Below are 14,584 nucleotides of genomic sequence, written 5' to 3'. Positions count from 1 at the left end.
GTTCACTGTCCCCCGTTCTGATGCGGAGCGGCGGGCACCGGCGTCCGGCCGAGGAACCGGTCGCGGTTCTCGGCCCAGGTGGCGAGGCAGCCGGGATCGTTCACGGCGGCCTCGCCTAACTGCTGGCAGTGGCGCAGGCTCTGGCGCAGCGGATCGGCAGAGGGCTGAAGCGATGGCGCCGGACGGTTCTGCGCCGGTTCATCCTCGCGGGTCATTTCGATCACCGTGGCGGTGATGGCGATGGCCACGAATATGATCGCGCCCAGCCGTGCCAGCATCTTGCCGTCCATGTCGCGCCCCTCCTGTCCGGTCAGTTGTTGCCGTTGCCGAACATCCGGGCATTGCCGGGCTGATAGCCCGATCCCGGCGTCAGAAAGCGCTCGCGCTGGATGCGGCCTTGTTCGGCGGCGGTGGCACGCTCGGCTTCGATCAGGGCTTCGGAGCGACCATTGGCGGACATCAGCGCGATCAGGTCGGAAAGCTGCTGCGACTGGAGCGCGAGAAGCTGATTGCCCGCCTGTGTCGCCTGTAACGCGCCGGTGGCGTTCTGGCTCTGCCCGACAAGGGCGGACATTTCAGCGCGGTTGGTGTCGATATTTCCGACGACACCAGCCTGCACGCGCATGGCGTCCTGCAAACCGCCGACCGTATTCTGCCAGCGGGACCGCGCATCGGCGACGAGCTGGGCGTCGGTCGCGGACAGCGAAACCTTGCCGTATTTCTGTTGGAACATTTGATCGACGTTCTGCACGTCGAAGGCAATGTTCTGCGCCTGGGCCAGAAGCTGCTGCGTGCGCTGGACATTCTGCTGCAAAGTCTGGAGCGAGGAATATGGCAGACTGGCGAGATTCTTCGCCTGATTGATGAGCATCTGCGCTTCATTCTGAAGCGAGGTGATCTGGTGGTTGATCTGCTCCAGCGTACGTGCGGCAGTCAGAAGGTTCTGCGCATAGTTGGTCGGATCATAGACGATGCGGCCGAAGCCAAAAGCGTGAGCGGGGCTTGCCAGCATGGGCGACAGTGCAACAGGCATGGCGAGCGTCAGCGCCAGCACGGATGCACTGACATATCGGGAAACGGGGATACGGATCATGGCAGGGTCTCCTTTTCTTGGCTGTCATCTGGATGGATTTGGTCTGGCGCGACCGGCCGAGCGGGCTCTGTCCGTTCGACAAGATTTGTGAGGTTCGGGATCAGATCGACGGCCCATTCGACGCCGCGATGGCGCAGCCAGGCCGCGAGAAAACCGTCCTGCCCATGCTCGGCGACGAGTTCGGCGATACGGGTCTGATCGGATTTGGATGATGCGGCGCAGAGCGCGAGGCCGACTTCGCTGAGGCCAAGCTCGAACAGGCGATTGCCGCGCCGCGATTGGCAGTAATAGTCCCGCTTTGGCGTGGCCCGCGCGAGGATCTCGATTTGCCGGTCATTGAGGCCGAAGCGGCGGTAGATTGCCGTGATCTGCGGCTCGATGGCGCGTTCATTCGGGAGAAGCAGCCGCGTCGGGCAGCTTTCGATGATGGCGGGCGCGATATTGCTGCCGTCAATGTCCGAGAGCGATTGCGTGGCGAAGATGACGGAAGCGTTCTTCTTCCTGAGTGTCTTCAGCCATTCGCGCAGCTGGTTGGCGAACCCCTCGTCATCGAGCGCCAGCCAGCCTTCGTCGATGATGAGCAGGGTTGGCCGACCGTCGAGCCGGTCGCCGATCCGATGAAACAGATAGGACAGGACGGCAGGCGCAGCCCCAGTGCCGACCAGCCCCTCGATCTCGAAGGCCTGTACATCGGCTGATCCGAGATGTTCGGCCTCGGCGTCGAGCAACCGGCCATAGGCGCCGCCAATGCAGTAAGGGCGCAACGCCTGTTTCAGATCGTTGGATTGCAGCAGCACGGCAAGGCCGGTGATGGTCCGTTCCCCCGCCGGGGCGGATGCCAGCGATGTCAGCGCCGTCCAGATGTGCTCCTTCACCTCCGGCGTGATGATCATGCCTTCACGCATCAGGATCGCGGCGATCCAGTCAGCGGCCCATGACCGTTCATAGGCATCATCGATCCGCGCCAGCGGTTGCAGGGAAACGGAAACCTCCGATCCCTCGGTCAATCCACCGCCGAGATCATGCCAGTCGCCACCCATGGCGAGCGCGGATGCCCGGATCGATCCCCCGAAATCGAAAGCGAAAATCTGGCTGCGATCATAGCGGCGAAATTGCAGCGCCATCAGCGCCAGCAGCACGGACTTGCCCGCGCCGGTCGGGCCGACGACGAGGGTATGGCCCACGTCGCCGACATGAAGGGAAAGCCGGAACGGAGTCGAACCTTCGGTCTTGCCGTACAGCAAGGGGGGCGCTCCGAGATGTTCGTTCCGTTCCGGCCCCGCCCACACGGCCGATAGAGGGATCATGTGGGCGAGGTTGAGCGTCGAGATCGGCGGCTGCCGGACATTGGCGTAGGCATGTCCGGGGATCGAGCCTAGCCAGGCATCGACGGCATTGACAGTTTCCGGCATGGCCGTGAAGTCACGGCCCTGAATGATCTTCTCGACCAGACGCAGCTTCTCGTCGGCGATACGGGGGTCGGCGTCCCAGACGGTGACGGTTGCTGTGACATAGGCCATGCCGGCGACGTCAGCGCCCAGTTCCTGCAAGGCCATGTCGGCATCGAGCGCCTTGTTGGACGCATCGGTGTCCACCAGCGCCGATTGCTCGTTGGTCATCACCTCCTTGAGGATCGCGGCGATGGATTTTCTCTTGGCGAACCATTGACGGCGGATTTTGGTGAGGAGTTTCGTCGCGTCCGTCTTGTCCATCAGGATGGCGCGGGTGGACCAGCGATACGGGAACGCGAGCCGGTTCATCTCGTCGAGCAGGCCGGGCGTGGTCGCTGTCGGAAAGCCGATAATGGTCAGGACGCGCAGATGCTTGTCACCAAGGCGCGGTTCCAACCCGCCAGTCAGCGGCTGATCGGCCAGCAGCGCATCGAGGTGCATGGGCACTTCGGGCACGCGAACACGATGGCGGTTCGTGGAAATCGTGGAATGGAGATAGGTCAGCGTGCCCGCGTCATCGATCCAGTGGCATTCGGGCATGAAGCCGTCGAGCAGCGCCAGCACGCGGTCGGTGCGGTCGATGAAGCCGCGCATCAGCTCCCATGGATTGACGCCGGATTGCTCACGGCCCTCGTAGAGCCAGGTCTCGGCGCGAGCCGCATCTTCGGCGGGTGGCAGCCAGAGGAAGGTCAGGAAGTAGCCTGACACGAAATGTGTGCCCGCTTCCTCGAACCCGGCTTTGCGCTCAGCATCGACTAGTGCGGAAGCCGCATCTGGAAACTTGCTATCGGGATAGGTCGCAGCCTCGGAGCGTTGTGCCTCGACGAAGATCGACCAGCCCGAACCCAGACGGCGGACGGCGTTGTTGATCCGACCGGCGACCGCGACAAGTTCGGCGGCGACAGCAGAATCCAGATCCGGCCCACGAAACTTTGCCGTCCTCTGGAAGCTGCCATCCTTGTTCAGAACAATGCCGGGGCCGACCAGGGCTGCCCATGGCAGATAGTCGGAAAGCCGAGCGGAGGTGCGGCGATATTCGGTGAGGTTCATCATGGCCGCGCCCTCACACTGACAGATGACCGGGTATGCGCAGGTGCCTGCGGCCCACCTCGACAAAAAGCGGATCGCGTTTGGCAGCCCATACCGCGAGGAAATGACCGACTGCCCAGATCGCAAGGCCAACCAGCCAGAGACGAAGGCCGAGGCCGACGGCCCCGGCCAGCGTTCCGTTGACGATGGCGATGGAGCGCGGTGCGCCGCCGAGCAGGATATGCTCGGTCAGCGCCCGGTGAACCGGGATGGAGAAGCCCGGCACCGCGTCGAGCTGTTCGAGGCCACCCGCCATCAGATGAGCGCCCCGCCGCCGAACGAGAAGAACGAAAGGAAGAAGCTCGACGCGGCGAAGGCGATGGACAGGCCGAAGACGATCTGGATCAGGCGGCGGAAGCCGCCGGAGGTATCACCGAAGGCCAGCGCCAGGCCGGTGGCGATGATGACGATGACGGCGATGATCTTGGCGACAGGACCCTCGATCGACTGGAGGATCGACTGAAGCGGGGCCTCCCAGGGCATGGAGGAGCCGGAGGCGTGTGCGGCAGGCGCCAGCATCAGACTGATGGAAACAGTGGCAGCGGCGGTTGCCATGATGCGGCAGCCGCGTGAAATCGTGCGGATCATGAAGGGTTTCCTTTCGGGGTGGTTGCCAAAGTGATGGGATGCGTGATGGCGTAATCGCCGTCCGGCCCCAGCCCATCGACGCGGGCGAGTTCGACCAGCCGGCGGGAAGAGCCGCGTCCGGCAAGAACGGCGACGAGGTCGATTGTCTCGGCAATCAGGGCGCGCGGGACGGTGATGACGGCTTCCTGGATGAGCTGTTCGAGGCGTCGCAGCGCGCCAATGCCGGAACCGGCATGGATGGTGCCGATCCCGCCCGGATGGCCGGTGCCCCAGGCTTTAAGGAGGTCGAGAGCTTCGGACCCGCGCACCTCGCCGACCGGGATGCGATCCGGGCGCAGGCGTAGCGACGAACGCACCAGATCGGAGAGCGTCGCCACGCCATCTTTGGTGCGCATCGCGACCAGATTGGGCGCGGCGCATTGCAGTTCGCGCGTGTCTTCAATGATCACGACGCGGTCCGAAGTCTTGGCGACTTCTGCCAGCAGCGCGTTGGTCAGCGTGGTTTTTCCGGTCGAGGTGCCGCCCGCGACAAGGATATTGGCGCGCGTGGCGACGTTCAGGCGCAGCACCTCGGCCTGAGCACTGGTCATGATCCCGGCGTTTACATAGTCGTCGAGCGTGAACACCGCGACGGCAGGCTTGCGGATGGCAAAGGTCGGCGCCGTGACGACAGGCGGCAGCAACCCTTCGAAGCGCTCTCCGGTCTCGGGCAGTTCAGCCGACACACGCGGATTGCGGGCATGAACCTCGGCGCCGACATGATGGGCGACCAGCCTGACGATCCGCTCGCCATCGGCAGCCGACAGCCTCTCCCCCGTATCGGCCAGCCCTTCGGAGAGCCGATCCACCCAGATGCGGCCATCGGGATTCAGCATCACCTCGACCACAGCTGGATCTTCCAGAAACCGGGCAATCGATGTACCGAGCGCGGTGCGCAGCATCCGCGCACCACGCGCAATCGTCTCGGGTTTCTGATGTGATGCGGTCATGGCGGCCCCGTTCATGGCGGGACGCGCAAAAGACGGACCCCGGATTGGGGTCGATTAAAAGAACCTGATTTAGGGCCGTTTCAACAGATGTTTACGCGTGTGCGGGCATCGGCGGCGCAGGACGGTAAATAGGATGGATCGAAAGTTCAGAGCTGGTTTCCATCCGCTTCGGACTGGCCTTGTGACGAAAAATCGTGAAGCGAATCGATATCCCGCGACAACTCTTTCAGGAATCTATCGCCGGAAGCCAAGCGCTTGCCCAGCGTCTGCATGAAGCCTTCGAAGCGCTCGTTGCCCTTGATGCGTGCCGACTGTTTCGCGCTATCTGACAGCGGCGGCGTCATGGTGAGCCAGAATTGTACGAACAGCGAAAGCGTCTCGCCGAGGATGGCGACATCTTCGTCCAGCATGTCGAACTGGCGGCCAAGCTTGTCCAGGCGTCGCGACATTGCGGCTTCCAGCCGTTCGGTCGTGTCACCGGACAGGAAGGATGCGACCGCCGCCTCGATCACTGCGGATTTGGAAACATTGCGGCGCAGCGCCAGGCCTTCGACCTGCTTCAGCAGATCCGGGGAGAAGTAGACGTTCATGCGGGTGCGGCTCGTCATGCCTGTCTTCCTTCTCAAAGGTCGATGCCGTCATTGGGGTCGAGAGATGCCTGCCGCGCGACCATGCGCATCCGCTGACGCATGGCGCGGGCCTTGGCGGCATCGACGTCGGGCTCATCATCGAGAAAGTCGAGCTCCTGCGATGGCGGCGGTGGTGCCGGGATGATTTCCTCATGCTCGGGAAGCTCCGGCTCAAGACGGATACCGGCATTGGCAGGATCTTCGTCGGACCTGTTCGACGCGGGTCCGTGGCCGGCCGCTGCCGCAACAACACGGCTCGTCCAGTCGTCTGGCGCCGATGTTACCATCTTCACCGACGGCTTGCGCAGATCGGGCGGCGGCAACACCCGTTCCTGAAACCGCGTATCGGCGTAATAGCGCGCCTTAGCCGCGCGGATCGGCGGCACGCCCGCCACCATGACGATCTCGTCGGTTGGCGGAAGCTGCATGATTTCGCCGGGCGTCAGGAGTGCCCGCGCCGTTTCCTGCCGTGAAACCATGAGATGCCCGAGCCATGGCGCGAGGCGATGGCCCGCATAGTTGGTGGAATCGCGCATTTCCGTGGCCGTGCCGAGCGCGTCACTGATCCGTTTGGCGGTGCGTTCATCGTTGGCAGCAAAGGCGACACGCACATGGCAGTTGTCGAGAATGGCGTTGTTCTGCCCATAGGCGCGCTCGATCTGGTTGAGCGACTGCGCGATCAGGAACGCTTTGAGGCCGTAGCCGGCCATGAAGGCAAGCGCCGATTCAAAGAAATCAAGCCGCCCGAGCGCGGGGAACTCGTCCAGCATCAACAGGAGACGATGGCGTTTTCCGGTGGTTTCCAGCTCCTCGGTCAGCCGCCGCCCGACCTGATTGAGGATCAGACGGATCAGCGGCTTGGTCCGGTTGATGTCCGAGGGCGGTACGACGAGGTAGAGGCTGACCGGTTCTTTTGCTCCGACCAGATCAGCAATGCGCCAGTCGCAGCGGGCCGTCACGCGGGCCACGACCGGATCTCGGTAGAGGCCGAGAAAAGACATCGCCGTGGACAGCACACCGGAGCGTTCGTTCTCGGATTTGTTCAACAGCTCGCGTGCCGACGAAGCGATGACGGGATGCACACCGGCTTCGCCCAGATGCGGCGTGTCCATCATGGCGCGCAAGGTTGCCTCGACCGGACGGCGGGGATCGGACAGAAAACTCGCGACGCCGGCGAGCGTCTTTTCCTTCTCGGCGTAAAGGACATGCAGGATCGCGCCGACCAGCAGCGAATGGCTTGTCTTTTCCCAATGGTTGCGCTTGTCGAGACTGCCCTCGGGATCGACCAGAATATCCGCGATGTTCTGGACATCGCGGACTTCCCACTCCCCCTGACGGACTTCCAGCAGCGGATTGTATGCTGCGGAATGAACATTGGTCGGATCGAACAGCAGGACGCGGCCGTAATGGGACCGGAAGCCGGCCGTCAGATTCCAGTTCTCCCCCTTGATGTCATGGACGATGCAACTTCCCGGCCAGGTCAGCAGCGTCGGCACAACGAGACCGACGCCTTTGCCTGATCGGGTGGGCGCGAAACAAAGGACATGCTCGGGGCCGTCGTGCCGGAGATAGTCCTTGCTGTGCCTGCCAAGGACCACGCCATCGGGACCGAGCAGCCCGGCAGCATGGATTTCCTTGTCCTCGGCCCATCTGGCCGATCCGTAGGTGGCGACGTTGCGCGCCTCGCGCGCCCGGATGATCGACATGAAAAAAGCGGCGGCGATAGCGAACAACGCCCCGGACGTGGCGATGAACGCGCCCTCGGTGAAAATACCGGGCGCATAGGCGTCATAGGAAAACCACCACCAGAAGAAGGCCGGAGGATAATAGACCGGCCATCCCGCAACATCGAACCATGGATTGCCGAGCTGGGGCTGAAAGCCAAGGCGGAAGGCCACCCATTGTGTCGAAGTCCAGACCATCACCAGGACAATGGTGAATACGACAATGATCTGGCCCCAGAGTATTCGGCCACCACGCATATAGGCTCCAATCGGCAAGAGAGTCGGAGCCGATCAAAGAATAGACGTTTTCGAAAGCGGCAACAGGAAAAGCAGGGGTGCCGTGTTGCCGGATACTATCGGCGGCACATCGGACAGGCCCTTTCAGATGCCGATGTCGACAGAACAATTTGCGAGGTGCCAGATCGGCAAAGGCTCAAATCCCGAGCCCTCGTGTTCGCCCCATTTGCCACGATACCGATCCACCCTGCACGATGCCCGCAACCTCGCGGCCGAGCTGGCGGTCGATCACTGGCCGCCATGGGACAAGAGTGAACTCGTGGCTCTTTTCGACAATGGCGAACTTGCCGCTCGATAGATGTGCGGTCCCGGTGAACTTGCCGCTGATATTTTCGCCATCGGCAGCCGCCCGGAACGGCAAGCCTTTGCTGCTGGCCATTTCCGCACCGACGCGGGCCACTTCCCTTTCTCGCAGATTGGCGAGCAGGTTGCGCCGATAGAGGATGCGTCCATTCTGCTGCCGCGTGGCATCGCCCTGTGCGATATGGTGTTCACGCCGCTGGTCCATGGCATCGCGCACCTGTTGCCCGAAACCGGCCGGAGCGAGATCCGATGCGTCCGGTGTGACCAATCGCCGGTCCAACCAGGTCGCGCCATCGGCGCCGATCTGCTTTTCCAGATCAAAGGTCGAGACGACACGGATGCTGGCTTGCCGGTTGCGACCGGCATCATAGGCGGTGGCGCGGCTCTCGAAGTCTTCGGGGATGCGCCACTGGTCGGCGTCAATCCGTTCAGCGATGCCGGCGCGGCGCAGCGCCTCCAGTCGCCGGACATGGGCATCCAAATAGCCCTCGTAATCACCGCCCGGTACACGTCCCTCGAACTTCGCCTGTTCGAGGTGGCGGCTCGGTCGGTAGATACCATTTTCCGAGATCGCAGCGATGGTGCGATCAGAGGGACGTTGCGCTGTATCGGCGGGACCGACTTCCACGATGCTGCCGATCCAGGCATCTTCAACGCGGGCCGGATCAATGCCGGGAAGATGGTGTGTTCGCCCGTCGATGCCGTCCACCACGAGCGTCAGGTTCTCGCCCATCTCGTCGGTGAGATATTTGTCCACGACGCGGCCGGTGATGGGCGCCGCGGGTGCGGCATCGTGAAGCTGGAAGGTCATCGGATCACGTTCCTGCCCATCGGCCTTCAGCGCCTTGTGCATGTTGCGGATGATGTCACCGCGCTCACCGAGTTCACGCAGCGCCGGTTCCATCTTCGCGCCAAGCTCCCAGACGCCGGGTGCATGTTCCCTAGCCAGCCCCATCTTTTCCAGCTTGGCGAGACGGCGCAGGCGAAGTGTGCGGTTGAACTGGCGGCGTGCATCTGCCGGTTCGTGGCGCAGATCGAGGAACCTTTCGTCGGCTTCCTCGGTCATGGCGCGGTCGATGCGCGTGAAGCGGTCCTGATCGATTTCGGCAGACAGCTTGCGGCTCTGCTCGATCTCGGTCACGGGGCCGAGTTCCAGCGTGGTCAGTTCGCTCGCCCGCTCACGAATACCATTGGCGAGATAGTCACCATTGATAACCAGGTTCTCGCCCAGATCGTCCTTCCCCCGAACAATGACATGGACATGGGGATGGCCGGTATTGTGGTGATTGACAGCCACCCAATCGAGTTTCGTGCCAAGGTCGGCCTCGATGCGGCTCATCAGATCGCGGGTGTGGTCGGTGAGATCGGAAAGATCGGCGGCATCCTCGGGCGAGACGATGAAGCGGAACTGGTGGCGATCATCCTTGCCGCGATCAAGGAAGGCATCTCCATCAGCGCGGTCCTCGGTCGCCGAATAGAGCTGGCCACGTTGGCCATCACGCGATGTTCCGTCGCGCTGGATGTAGCGCAGATGGGCAGCCCCTTTGCCATTCCTCCCCGCGCTCTGAACGTATCGGGTTTTGACGACGACGCGACGCGCGCCAGCCGTACTGTGACGCCAGCCGCTCGACAGGGTTCGGACGCGGACAAAGGCCGCACCACGACCACGCTTGACGCCCGGACCTTTGCCGGCCCACGATGCCTTCCCACTCTTTCCGGCCGAACCAGATGAAGGCGACGAGTAGGTCCGTGATGCGAATGATGATGATCTGCCGGGGCGGTTGCTATGCTGACGCGCCAGCTTCTTTGCCTGCGTCAGAAAGCTTTTCGCCTTGCCCGCCTTCGGCACGTCCGACCTGATGCGGCCAGGATTCGGGCGAAAGCGGTTCTCGTCGTCGCCACTCATCGTCGTATCCGAAGCCGTGACGGCGGAAAATCGGCCGATATTCGGTTAGAGTGCCGGTCAAAACCCAGCAACGCCAAGGCTTTGCGCCATATCGCGGCACGCGAGGCCCAAAAGCATGGTGCCGTGCGCCGCGTCCCAAAACAGTGTGCAGACAAGGGCTTGTCCAGAAACCGCCCCGACAGGGTGCCGGTTTCCTTTATCTTGCCCTCCGCCTTTCCTTCCCTTTTTGCCCTTCCTGCCGGGAATGCTGCCAGGCGCACCCAAGCCTGACTGCACACCGGAAATGGACCGAACGAGCGCGTAAACGCCATGCTCATGGCTTGTCGCCATCGCTCGCAAGGGCCACGAATATGCCGCTGTCCTGCGGCTCCTGAACGGCGGGATCGCGCAGAGAAGCGGTTGCGTGGATGTCGCTCGATGGCTGATTAACCGCCGCTGAAATGCCGCCGGATTGCGCAACGAAGAGCGGGGCTTCGCGCCAATCCGGTGGCGGCGGCGGCACGATCGTCGGCACATCAGGCGCAGTCGCACTGCCGAGAACAGGTGCGAGCGTGGCGACATAGGCGCGTGTTTCTGCGGGCAAAGTGCGACCTGTCGCCAGATGCTCGTCATAGCGACCGGGACCGGCATTGTAGGCGGCAAGCATGGCCGCGACATTGCCATAGCGGTCCCACATCTCCCGCAGATACGCCGTACCTGCGAGGATGTTGTCACGCGGATCGTAAGGATCGCGCCCGAGGCCATGGCGGCTGCGCAGGCCCGCCCAGGTATCGGGCATGACCTGCATCAGTCCCATCGCGCCTGCCGATGAAATGGCGCGCACATCGCCCGCGCTTTCCACACGCAGCACGGCCCGAATCCACTGCTCTGGAATGCTGAAACGCTGTGACGCCTCTGCAATGAAAGCAGCATGGGGATGCGCGGTAACAGGCGCGGGTTGCGGCGTGACCTGCGCCATGGCCGGCATCGAGCCGCTGCCAGCCGACAGAAGGGCCGTGAAGAGAAGAAGGGCGCGGGATCGCATGATCTCAGTCCCGATCTTCGCGGGGCCGCGGGCGGCTCCAGTGCAGTGACCATGACGAGCCGGTGTCGTCATCGCGGAACAGATTGGCGCGGATCGGCTGCGGCAAGGCGGGATCGTCGAGCAGCACCGAGAGATATTCGCCAGCCTTTTCGCCGGTGCGTTTCCATGCAGCGCCGACCTCCGGCCCGTCATGTTCAATGTAATGGACGCGATAGTCCGGCGCATTCTCCGCATCGGAATGTTCAGCGGGCACGATGACGAGATCGCGCTTCATGGTGAGCGTGACGAGCTGACCGGCGAAGCCGGATGCGTCACGCGCGAATTGACCGATCTGTGGCATGGTGTGTCTCCTGTGTTGGTGGATTTGGCGTGGGTTCAATGCGTGGCCGCCCGCCATTCGTAGCGGCCATCGCCTTCCTCATCGGTCCAGAGCGGGAGCGCCCGGCCGATGACGGAACTGGCGGGAACAGGTCCGAAGTAACGGCCGTCGAGGCTGTCCCGGATGTCCCAATTCATGAGGAAGAGTTCGCCGTCGCGGATGATGCGGCAGCCCTGCCAGACCGGCAGATCGCGGCCCATGCGGTCGTGCTCCAGCGCATCGCCCATCTCGACGTTATCGACGGTGATCGTCGCACCGCTGCGGCAGACGCGCTGTCCCGGCAAGCCGAGGACGCGCTTCAGCAGCGGCACGCCCCGCCCGATATAGCCGCGCTCGACCATGAACCGCTGCAGCGGTTCGGGCGGCGCGATGACGACGAGTTCGGGAACTTCGAGCGCATCGGCGGGAGCAACTATGTAGAAGCCGATGGGCGCGCTGGCGGTTGCATTCCAGATCAGCCGGGTTGGCTGATCGGCAACCGCCGTGGCGACAAGCGTACCGACGGCCAGCATGGACACGGCGAGTATATGACGGCGGCTCATGGCGCGATTCTCTCGCGGCTGACCCATGCGGCATGGCGCTCCGGGGTGTAGGGATTGGGTTCCTGACCGGCACTCAAATGGTTGTGGACGTGCCGCCAATGGTCCGGCGCAACATCCGCCGGATCGACGCCAAGCGCGTCCACGGCATCAATCAGGGCCAGCACCCGCTGGACTTGTCGCCAGCCATCGATACGCAGCAAAATCTCGCCGCCGGGACGAACGAAGGGCACGGTCTGGTACGGTTCGCCACGCCCGGCGGCGCGCAGGATGTCGAGCCGCGAAACGATGGTGCCGTAATCGTTGGAGGCCCAGCGGACGAAGGCGAAGATGCTTTCGGGCGCAAAACCGATCAGACTGCGGCGGCGGTCGATGATCTGCTCAAAGCTCTTGCGGCCGAAGCGTATCCAGCGCTCGACCTTCTTCTTCTGGAAGGTCAGTTCGACCATTGTGGTGAACGGGGCAGGCCCGTTCGCCAGCGGGTGTTCATGCGCAGCGCGCGCGGTTTTGCCGGTCATGGCTGATCTCCTTCGGTGGGTGGAAACTCGCGAGCCAGCAGCTCGCGCAGCATCACGGCGACGGTGACGCCGCGCCGGAAAGCGGTAACCTTGATGCGCCCGCGCAGTTCGGGCGTGATGTCGATGGTCAGACGGGCGGTGAACGCCTCCGCCGCCGTCTTGTGTGTTGCCGGCGCATCGGCGGCTCTGACCCAGCTATCGGGATTGCCCGGACGCGATGCGAAGCCGGATTTGACGGGCAGACGTGTCATGGCACGATCTTCCTGATACCGAGGCCATCGATCTCGGCCACCAGCGCTGTGACCTCCTGTGCGGCCCGTTCGCCGCCATCGGTTTCGGAGACCAGCCGTCCGGTCTGTGCGGCGTCTGCAAAGGCGACACGCTGGCCGACCGTTGTGGCCAGCAACGGCGGATCTTGGTCCGCCAGTGTTTGGGCCGTTTCGCGGGCGATGACTGTGCGCGCCCCACATCGGTTCAGCAGAAAGCGGGCGGCAAGCTCGGGACGATAGATGCGTGCTTCGCTCAGAAGCGCCAGCATTTCGGCTGATGCCCAGCCGTCAAAGGGGGATGGCTGCACCGGGATCAGCACCAGATCAGCTGCAAGCAGCGCAGAGCGCATCAGACCAGCGACACGGGGCGGACCATCAATGACGACATGATCCGCGTCACGCGCCAGTTCCGGCGCCTCCCTGTGCAGGGTATCGCGGGCAAGTCCGATGACGGTGAACAGCCTTGGCAGCCCTTCATGGCTGCGCCGCTCCGACCAGTCGAGTGCGGAGCCTTGCGGGTCGGCATCGATCAGGATGACGCGCTTGCCTTCCGCGGCCCAAGCTCCGGCGAGATGCAGCGCCAGCGTCGTCTTGCCCACGCCGCCTTTCTGATTGAGGAGCGCGACAATCATCGCCGTCCTCCCGGTTTGCCGAGAGGAAGTTCAGGCGTGCTTGTTGACGCGGGCGATCCTTGCTTTGGGGGTGTCAGCTTGCCTTTATGGGCACCCGATCTGAGGGCCGCACCAGCCTTCGCGATGAGCTTTTCCACATCGCGCCGCCGCTCTTCAAAGTTAGATTCTGTGTTAGACTCTAAGTTAAGGGCGCGATTTTCGCTTTTGTTACCGAAGGATAGGAGGTGTTTGGGTTCCCGATAGCACGAGCCTCCGGTTCCTGATGGCACGATAGTCCGGGTTCCCGATAGCACGAGACTATCCACAGGTTTTCCACAGGCCGGGACAGGCTCGAAAGCGAGCAGCATCCGGCCGCCGGTTTCGACCTCGGCGAACAGGGTGTAGCCGGGCAGTGGCTGGCGGCGGATAATGTCGCGCAGCTCGAAGGCGAAGCGCTTGAACGGCGACAGACTGCCCGATTTCTGGTGCAGGTGACGGAAGTCGAACCGCCAACCGTTTTTCTGCCGCCCACCATGCTTGCGCACCAGGCGATAGAGCCAGCGATCCAACCCGCCGGTCAGATTGAAATAGGCCCGGTCGATGGTGAGGATCAGGGCGTCATCCAGAACCGCACTGTAGAACCAGTCAGGCACGATCATCTCGATGCCGTCCGGGCGGCCATTGGCATCGGTCAGCTCGTGCCATTCGTTGATCCACGAAAAACGATGTCGCCGTCCATTCGCGCGCTGGCGGATCGAGGTTGCAACCGTGGTCGATTGCAGCCGGTCCAGCGCCGCCTTCAGACGCTGATAGTCCCTCAGGGAGGTTCCGCGCCCTGTGAATGTCAGGATTTCATAAGGCGTTGCCGCCATCAGGCGCGACGTGCGCAGACCGGCGTCCCGCGCTTCCACGATCTGGCTGGCCGCCCAGATCAGTATATCGGCGTCCCAGATCGTCGCCATACCGTGATCGGGAACAGCTTCGACACGGATCGAGACGTTGCCCAAGGCAAAGTCAATCGGGCGGATACGGTGCGATTTGGAAAGGGAAAAGAAAGGATAGGCCATGAGATCCTGCGCGTCTCGTGGCGCGAGTTCACCGGGAAGCGCCCGAAACAGATCGAGTTGCCCGCGTTCCGAGGCGGATGGGTGCTGCGCTGCCATAGAGGGCTGACC

General features: G+C 63.1%; 17 protein-coding genes. 1 reads left to right on the top strand and 16 read right to left on the bottom strand.

The genetic code is table 11. The annotated features are described in order from the left end of the window. Positions 1-2: 2 nt before the first annotated feature. The 9 genes from trbK-alt to CAF53_RS27955 form a co-directional block, all read right to left on the bottom strand. Positions 3-290, bottom strand: coding sequence for a putative entry exclusion protein TrbK-alt (trbK-alt, locus tag CAF53_RS01375; RefSeq protein WP_100237041.1), 288 nt, complete (start codon positions 288-290; stop codon positions 3-5). Positions 291-310: 20 nt separating this feature from the next. Beyond that, positions 311-1,093, bottom strand: a complete 783-nt coding sequence (gene trbJ / locus CAF53_RS01370) for a P-type conjugative transfer protein TrbJ (RefSeq protein ID WP_009450535.1) — start codon at positions 1,091-1,093, stop codon at positions 311-313. Continuing rightward, the gene (trbE, locus tag CAF53_RS01365) at positions 1,090-3,597 is read right to left on the bottom strand and encodes a conjugal transfer protein TrbE (RefSeq protein WP_100237040.1); all 2,508 of its coding nucleotides are present in this window, start codon (positions 3,595-3,597) and stop codon (positions 1,090-1,092) included. The genes trbJ and trbE overlap by 4 nt, the downstream gene beginning before the upstream one ends. Positions 3,598-3,607: 10 nt before the next feature. Further along, a complete protein-coding gene (locus CAF53_RS01360; RefSeq protein ID WP_100237039.1) occupies positions 3,608-3,889 on the bottom strand; it encodes a VirB3 family type IV secretion system protein in 282 nt (93 codons plus the stop codon). Further along, a complete protein-coding gene (locus CAF53_RS01355) occupies positions 3,889-4,221 on the bottom strand; it encodes a TrbC/VirB2 family protein (RefSeq protein ID WP_009450539.1) in 333 nt (110 codons plus the stop codon). The genes CAF53_RS01360 and CAF53_RS01355 overlap by 1 nt, the downstream gene beginning before the upstream one ends. Next, positions 4,218-5,210 (bottom strand): P-type conjugative transfer ATPase TrbB, encoded by a 993-nt coding sequence (trbB, locus tag CAF53_RS01350; RefSeq protein WP_035746328.1) that lies wholly within the window; start codon positions 5,208-5,210, stop codon positions 4,218-4,220. Before trbB ends, CAF53_RS01355 begins: the two co-directional genes overlap by 4 nt. Positions 5,211-5,356: 146 nt before the next feature. Beyond that, positions 5,357-5,818: a CopG family transcriptional regulator gene (locus CAF53_RS01345; protein WP_100237038.1), complete on the bottom strand. Its 462-nt coding sequence runs from the start codon at positions 5,816-5,818 to the stop codon at positions 5,357-5,359. Positions 5,819-5,832: 14 nt separating this feature from the next. Beyond that, on the bottom strand, positions 5,833-7,821 hold the full coding sequence (locus CAF53_RS01340) for a conjugal transfer protein TraG (protein WP_100238643.1): 1,989 nt from the start codon (positions 7,819-7,821) through the stop codon (positions 5,833-5,835). A 175-nt stretch (positions 7,822-7,996) separates the two neighbouring features. Next, positions 7,997-9,118, bottom strand: coding sequence for a DUF3363 domain-containing protein (locus CAF53_RS27955; protein WP_242443466.1), 1,122 nt, complete (start codon positions 9,116-9,118; stop codon positions 7,997-7,999). A gap of 312 nt (positions 9,119-9,430) precedes the next feature. On the opposite strand from CAF53_RS27955, the gene CAF53_RS27950 reads away from it, so the two are divergent. Continuing rightward, positions 9,431-9,895 (top strand): hypothetical protein, encoded by a 465-nt coding sequence (locus CAF53_RS27950; protein WP_242443349.1) that lies wholly within the window; start codon positions 9,431-9,433, stop codon positions 9,893-9,895. A 487-nt stretch (positions 9,896-10,382) separates the two neighbouring features. Here the strand turns inward: CAF53_RS27950 and CAF53_RS01330 are convergent, their stop codons facing one another. From CAF53_RS01330 to CAF53_RS01300, 7 genes are read right to left on the bottom strand one after another with little or no spacing between them, the layout of a single operon-like run. Continuing rightward, positions 10,383-11,093, bottom strand: coding sequence for a lytic transglycosylase domain-containing protein (locus CAF53_RS01330; protein ID WP_100237036.1), 711 nt, complete (start codon positions 11,091-11,093; stop codon positions 10,383-10,385). A gap of 4 nt (positions 11,094-11,097) precedes the next feature. Next, on the bottom strand, positions 11,098-11,433 hold the full coding sequence (locus tag CAF53_RS01325; RefSeq protein ID WP_038146343.1) for a DUF736 domain-containing protein: 336 nt from the start codon (positions 11,431-11,433) through the stop codon (positions 11,098-11,100). A 35-nt stretch (positions 11,434-11,468) separates the two neighbouring features. Then, positions 11,469-12,014: a S26 family signal peptidase gene (locus tag CAF53_RS01320; RefSeq protein WP_038146346.1), complete on the bottom strand. Its 546-nt coding sequence runs from the start codon at positions 12,012-12,014 to the stop codon at positions 11,469-11,471. Next, positions 12,011-12,529, bottom strand: coding sequence for a DUF2840 domain-containing protein (locus tag CAF53_RS01315; protein ID WP_100237034.1), 519 nt, complete (start codon positions 12,527-12,529; stop codon positions 12,011-12,013). Before CAF53_RS01315 ends, CAF53_RS01320 begins: the two co-directional genes overlap by 4 nt. Beyond that, a complete protein-coding gene (locus tag CAF53_RS01310; protein WP_038146356.1) occupies positions 12,526-12,780 on the bottom strand; it encodes a hypothetical protein in 255 nt (84 codons plus the stop codon). The genes CAF53_RS01315 and CAF53_RS01310 overlap by 4 nt, the downstream gene beginning before the upstream one ends. After that, on the bottom strand, positions 12,777-13,430 hold the full coding sequence (gene parA / locus CAF53_RS01305) for a ParA family partition ATPase (RefSeq protein WP_100237033.1): 654 nt from the start codon (positions 13,428-13,430) through the stop codon (positions 12,777-12,779). Before parA ends, CAF53_RS01310 begins: the two co-directional genes overlap by 4 nt. Further along, entirely contained in the window at positions 13,427-14,572 is a 1,146-nt protein-coding gene (locus tag CAF53_RS01300) for a replication initiator protein A (RefSeq protein ID WP_081874955.1), read from the bottom strand. Before CAF53_RS01300 ends, parA begins: the two co-directional genes overlap by 4 nt. Positions 14,573-14,584: the final 12 nt, after the last annotated feature.

The organism is Sphingobium sp. LB126 (assembly GCF_002795205.1).
GTDB classification, from domain to species: Bacteria; Pseudomonadota; Alphaproteobacteria; order Sphingomonadales; family Sphingomonadaceae; genus Sphingobium; species Sphingobium chungbukense.
This window is presented reverse-complemented; position numbering and strand designations above follow the sequence as displayed.

Coding starts and splice junctions, on each gene's coding strand:
- CAF53_RS01360 (WP_100237039.1), bottom strand. CDS start 3,889: ATGGCGGGTGGCCTCGAACAGCTCGACGCGGTGCCGGGCTTCTCCATC.
- trbE (WP_100237040.1), bottom strand. CDS start 3,597: ATGATGAACCTCACCGAATATCGCCGCACCTCCGCTCGGCTTTCCGAC.
- trbK-alt (WP_100237041.1), bottom strand. CDS start 290: ATGGACGGCAAGATGCTGGCACGGCTGGGCGCGATCATATTCGTGGCC.
- CAF53_RS27950 (WP_242443349.1), top strand. CDS start 9,431: ATGGCCGGTATTGTGGTGATTGACAGCCACCCAATCGAGTTTCGTGCC.
- CAF53_RS01340 (WP_100238643.1), bottom strand. CDS start 7,821: ATGCGTGGTGGCCGAATACTCTGGGGCCAGATCATTGTCGTATTCACC.
- CAF53_RS01315 (WP_100237034.1), bottom strand. CDS start 12,529: ATGACCGGCAAAACCGCGCGCGCTGCGCATGAACACCCGCTGGCGAAC.
- CAF53_RS01355 (WP_009450539.1), bottom strand. CDS start 4,221: ATGATCCGCACGATTTCACGCGGCTGCCGCATCATGGCAACCGCCGCT.
- trbB (WP_035746328.1), bottom strand. CDS start 5,210: ATGACCGCATCACATCAGAAACCCGAGACGATTGCGCGTGGTGCGCGG.
- CAF53_RS01300 (WP_081874955.1), bottom strand. CDS start 14,572: ATGGCAGCGCAGCACCCATCCGCCTCGGAACGCGGGCAACTCGATCTG.
- CAF53_RS01330 (WP_100237036.1), bottom strand. CDS start 11,093: ATGCGATCCCGCGCCCTTCTTCTCTTCACGGCCCTTCTGTCGGCTGGC.
- CAF53_RS01345 (WP_100237038.1), bottom strand. CDS start 5,818: ATGACGAGCCGCACCCGCATGAACGTCTACTTCTCCCCGGATCTGCTG.
- CAF53_RS27955 (WP_242443466.1), bottom strand. CDS start 9,118: ATGGGGCTGGCTAGGGAACATGCACCCGGCGTCTGGGAGCTTGGCGCG.
- CAF53_RS01320 (WP_038146346.1), bottom strand. CDS start 12,014: ATGAGCCGCCGTCATATACTCGCCGTGTCCATGCTGGCCGTCGGTACG.
- CAF53_RS01325 (WP_038146343.1), bottom strand. CDS start 11,433: ATGCCACAGATCGGTCAATTCGCGCGTGACGCATCCGGCTTCGCCGGT.
- CAF53_RS01310 (WP_038146356.1), bottom strand. CDS start 12,780: ATGACACGTCTGCCCGTCAAATCCGGCTTCGCATCGCGTCCGGGCAAT.
- trbJ (WP_009450535.1), bottom strand. CDS start 1,093: ATGATCCGTATCCCCGTTTCCCGATATGTCAGTGCATCCGTGCTGGCG.
- parA (WP_100237033.1), bottom strand. CDS start 13,430: ATGATTGTCGCGCTCCTCAATCAGAAAGGCGGCGTGGGCAAGACGACG.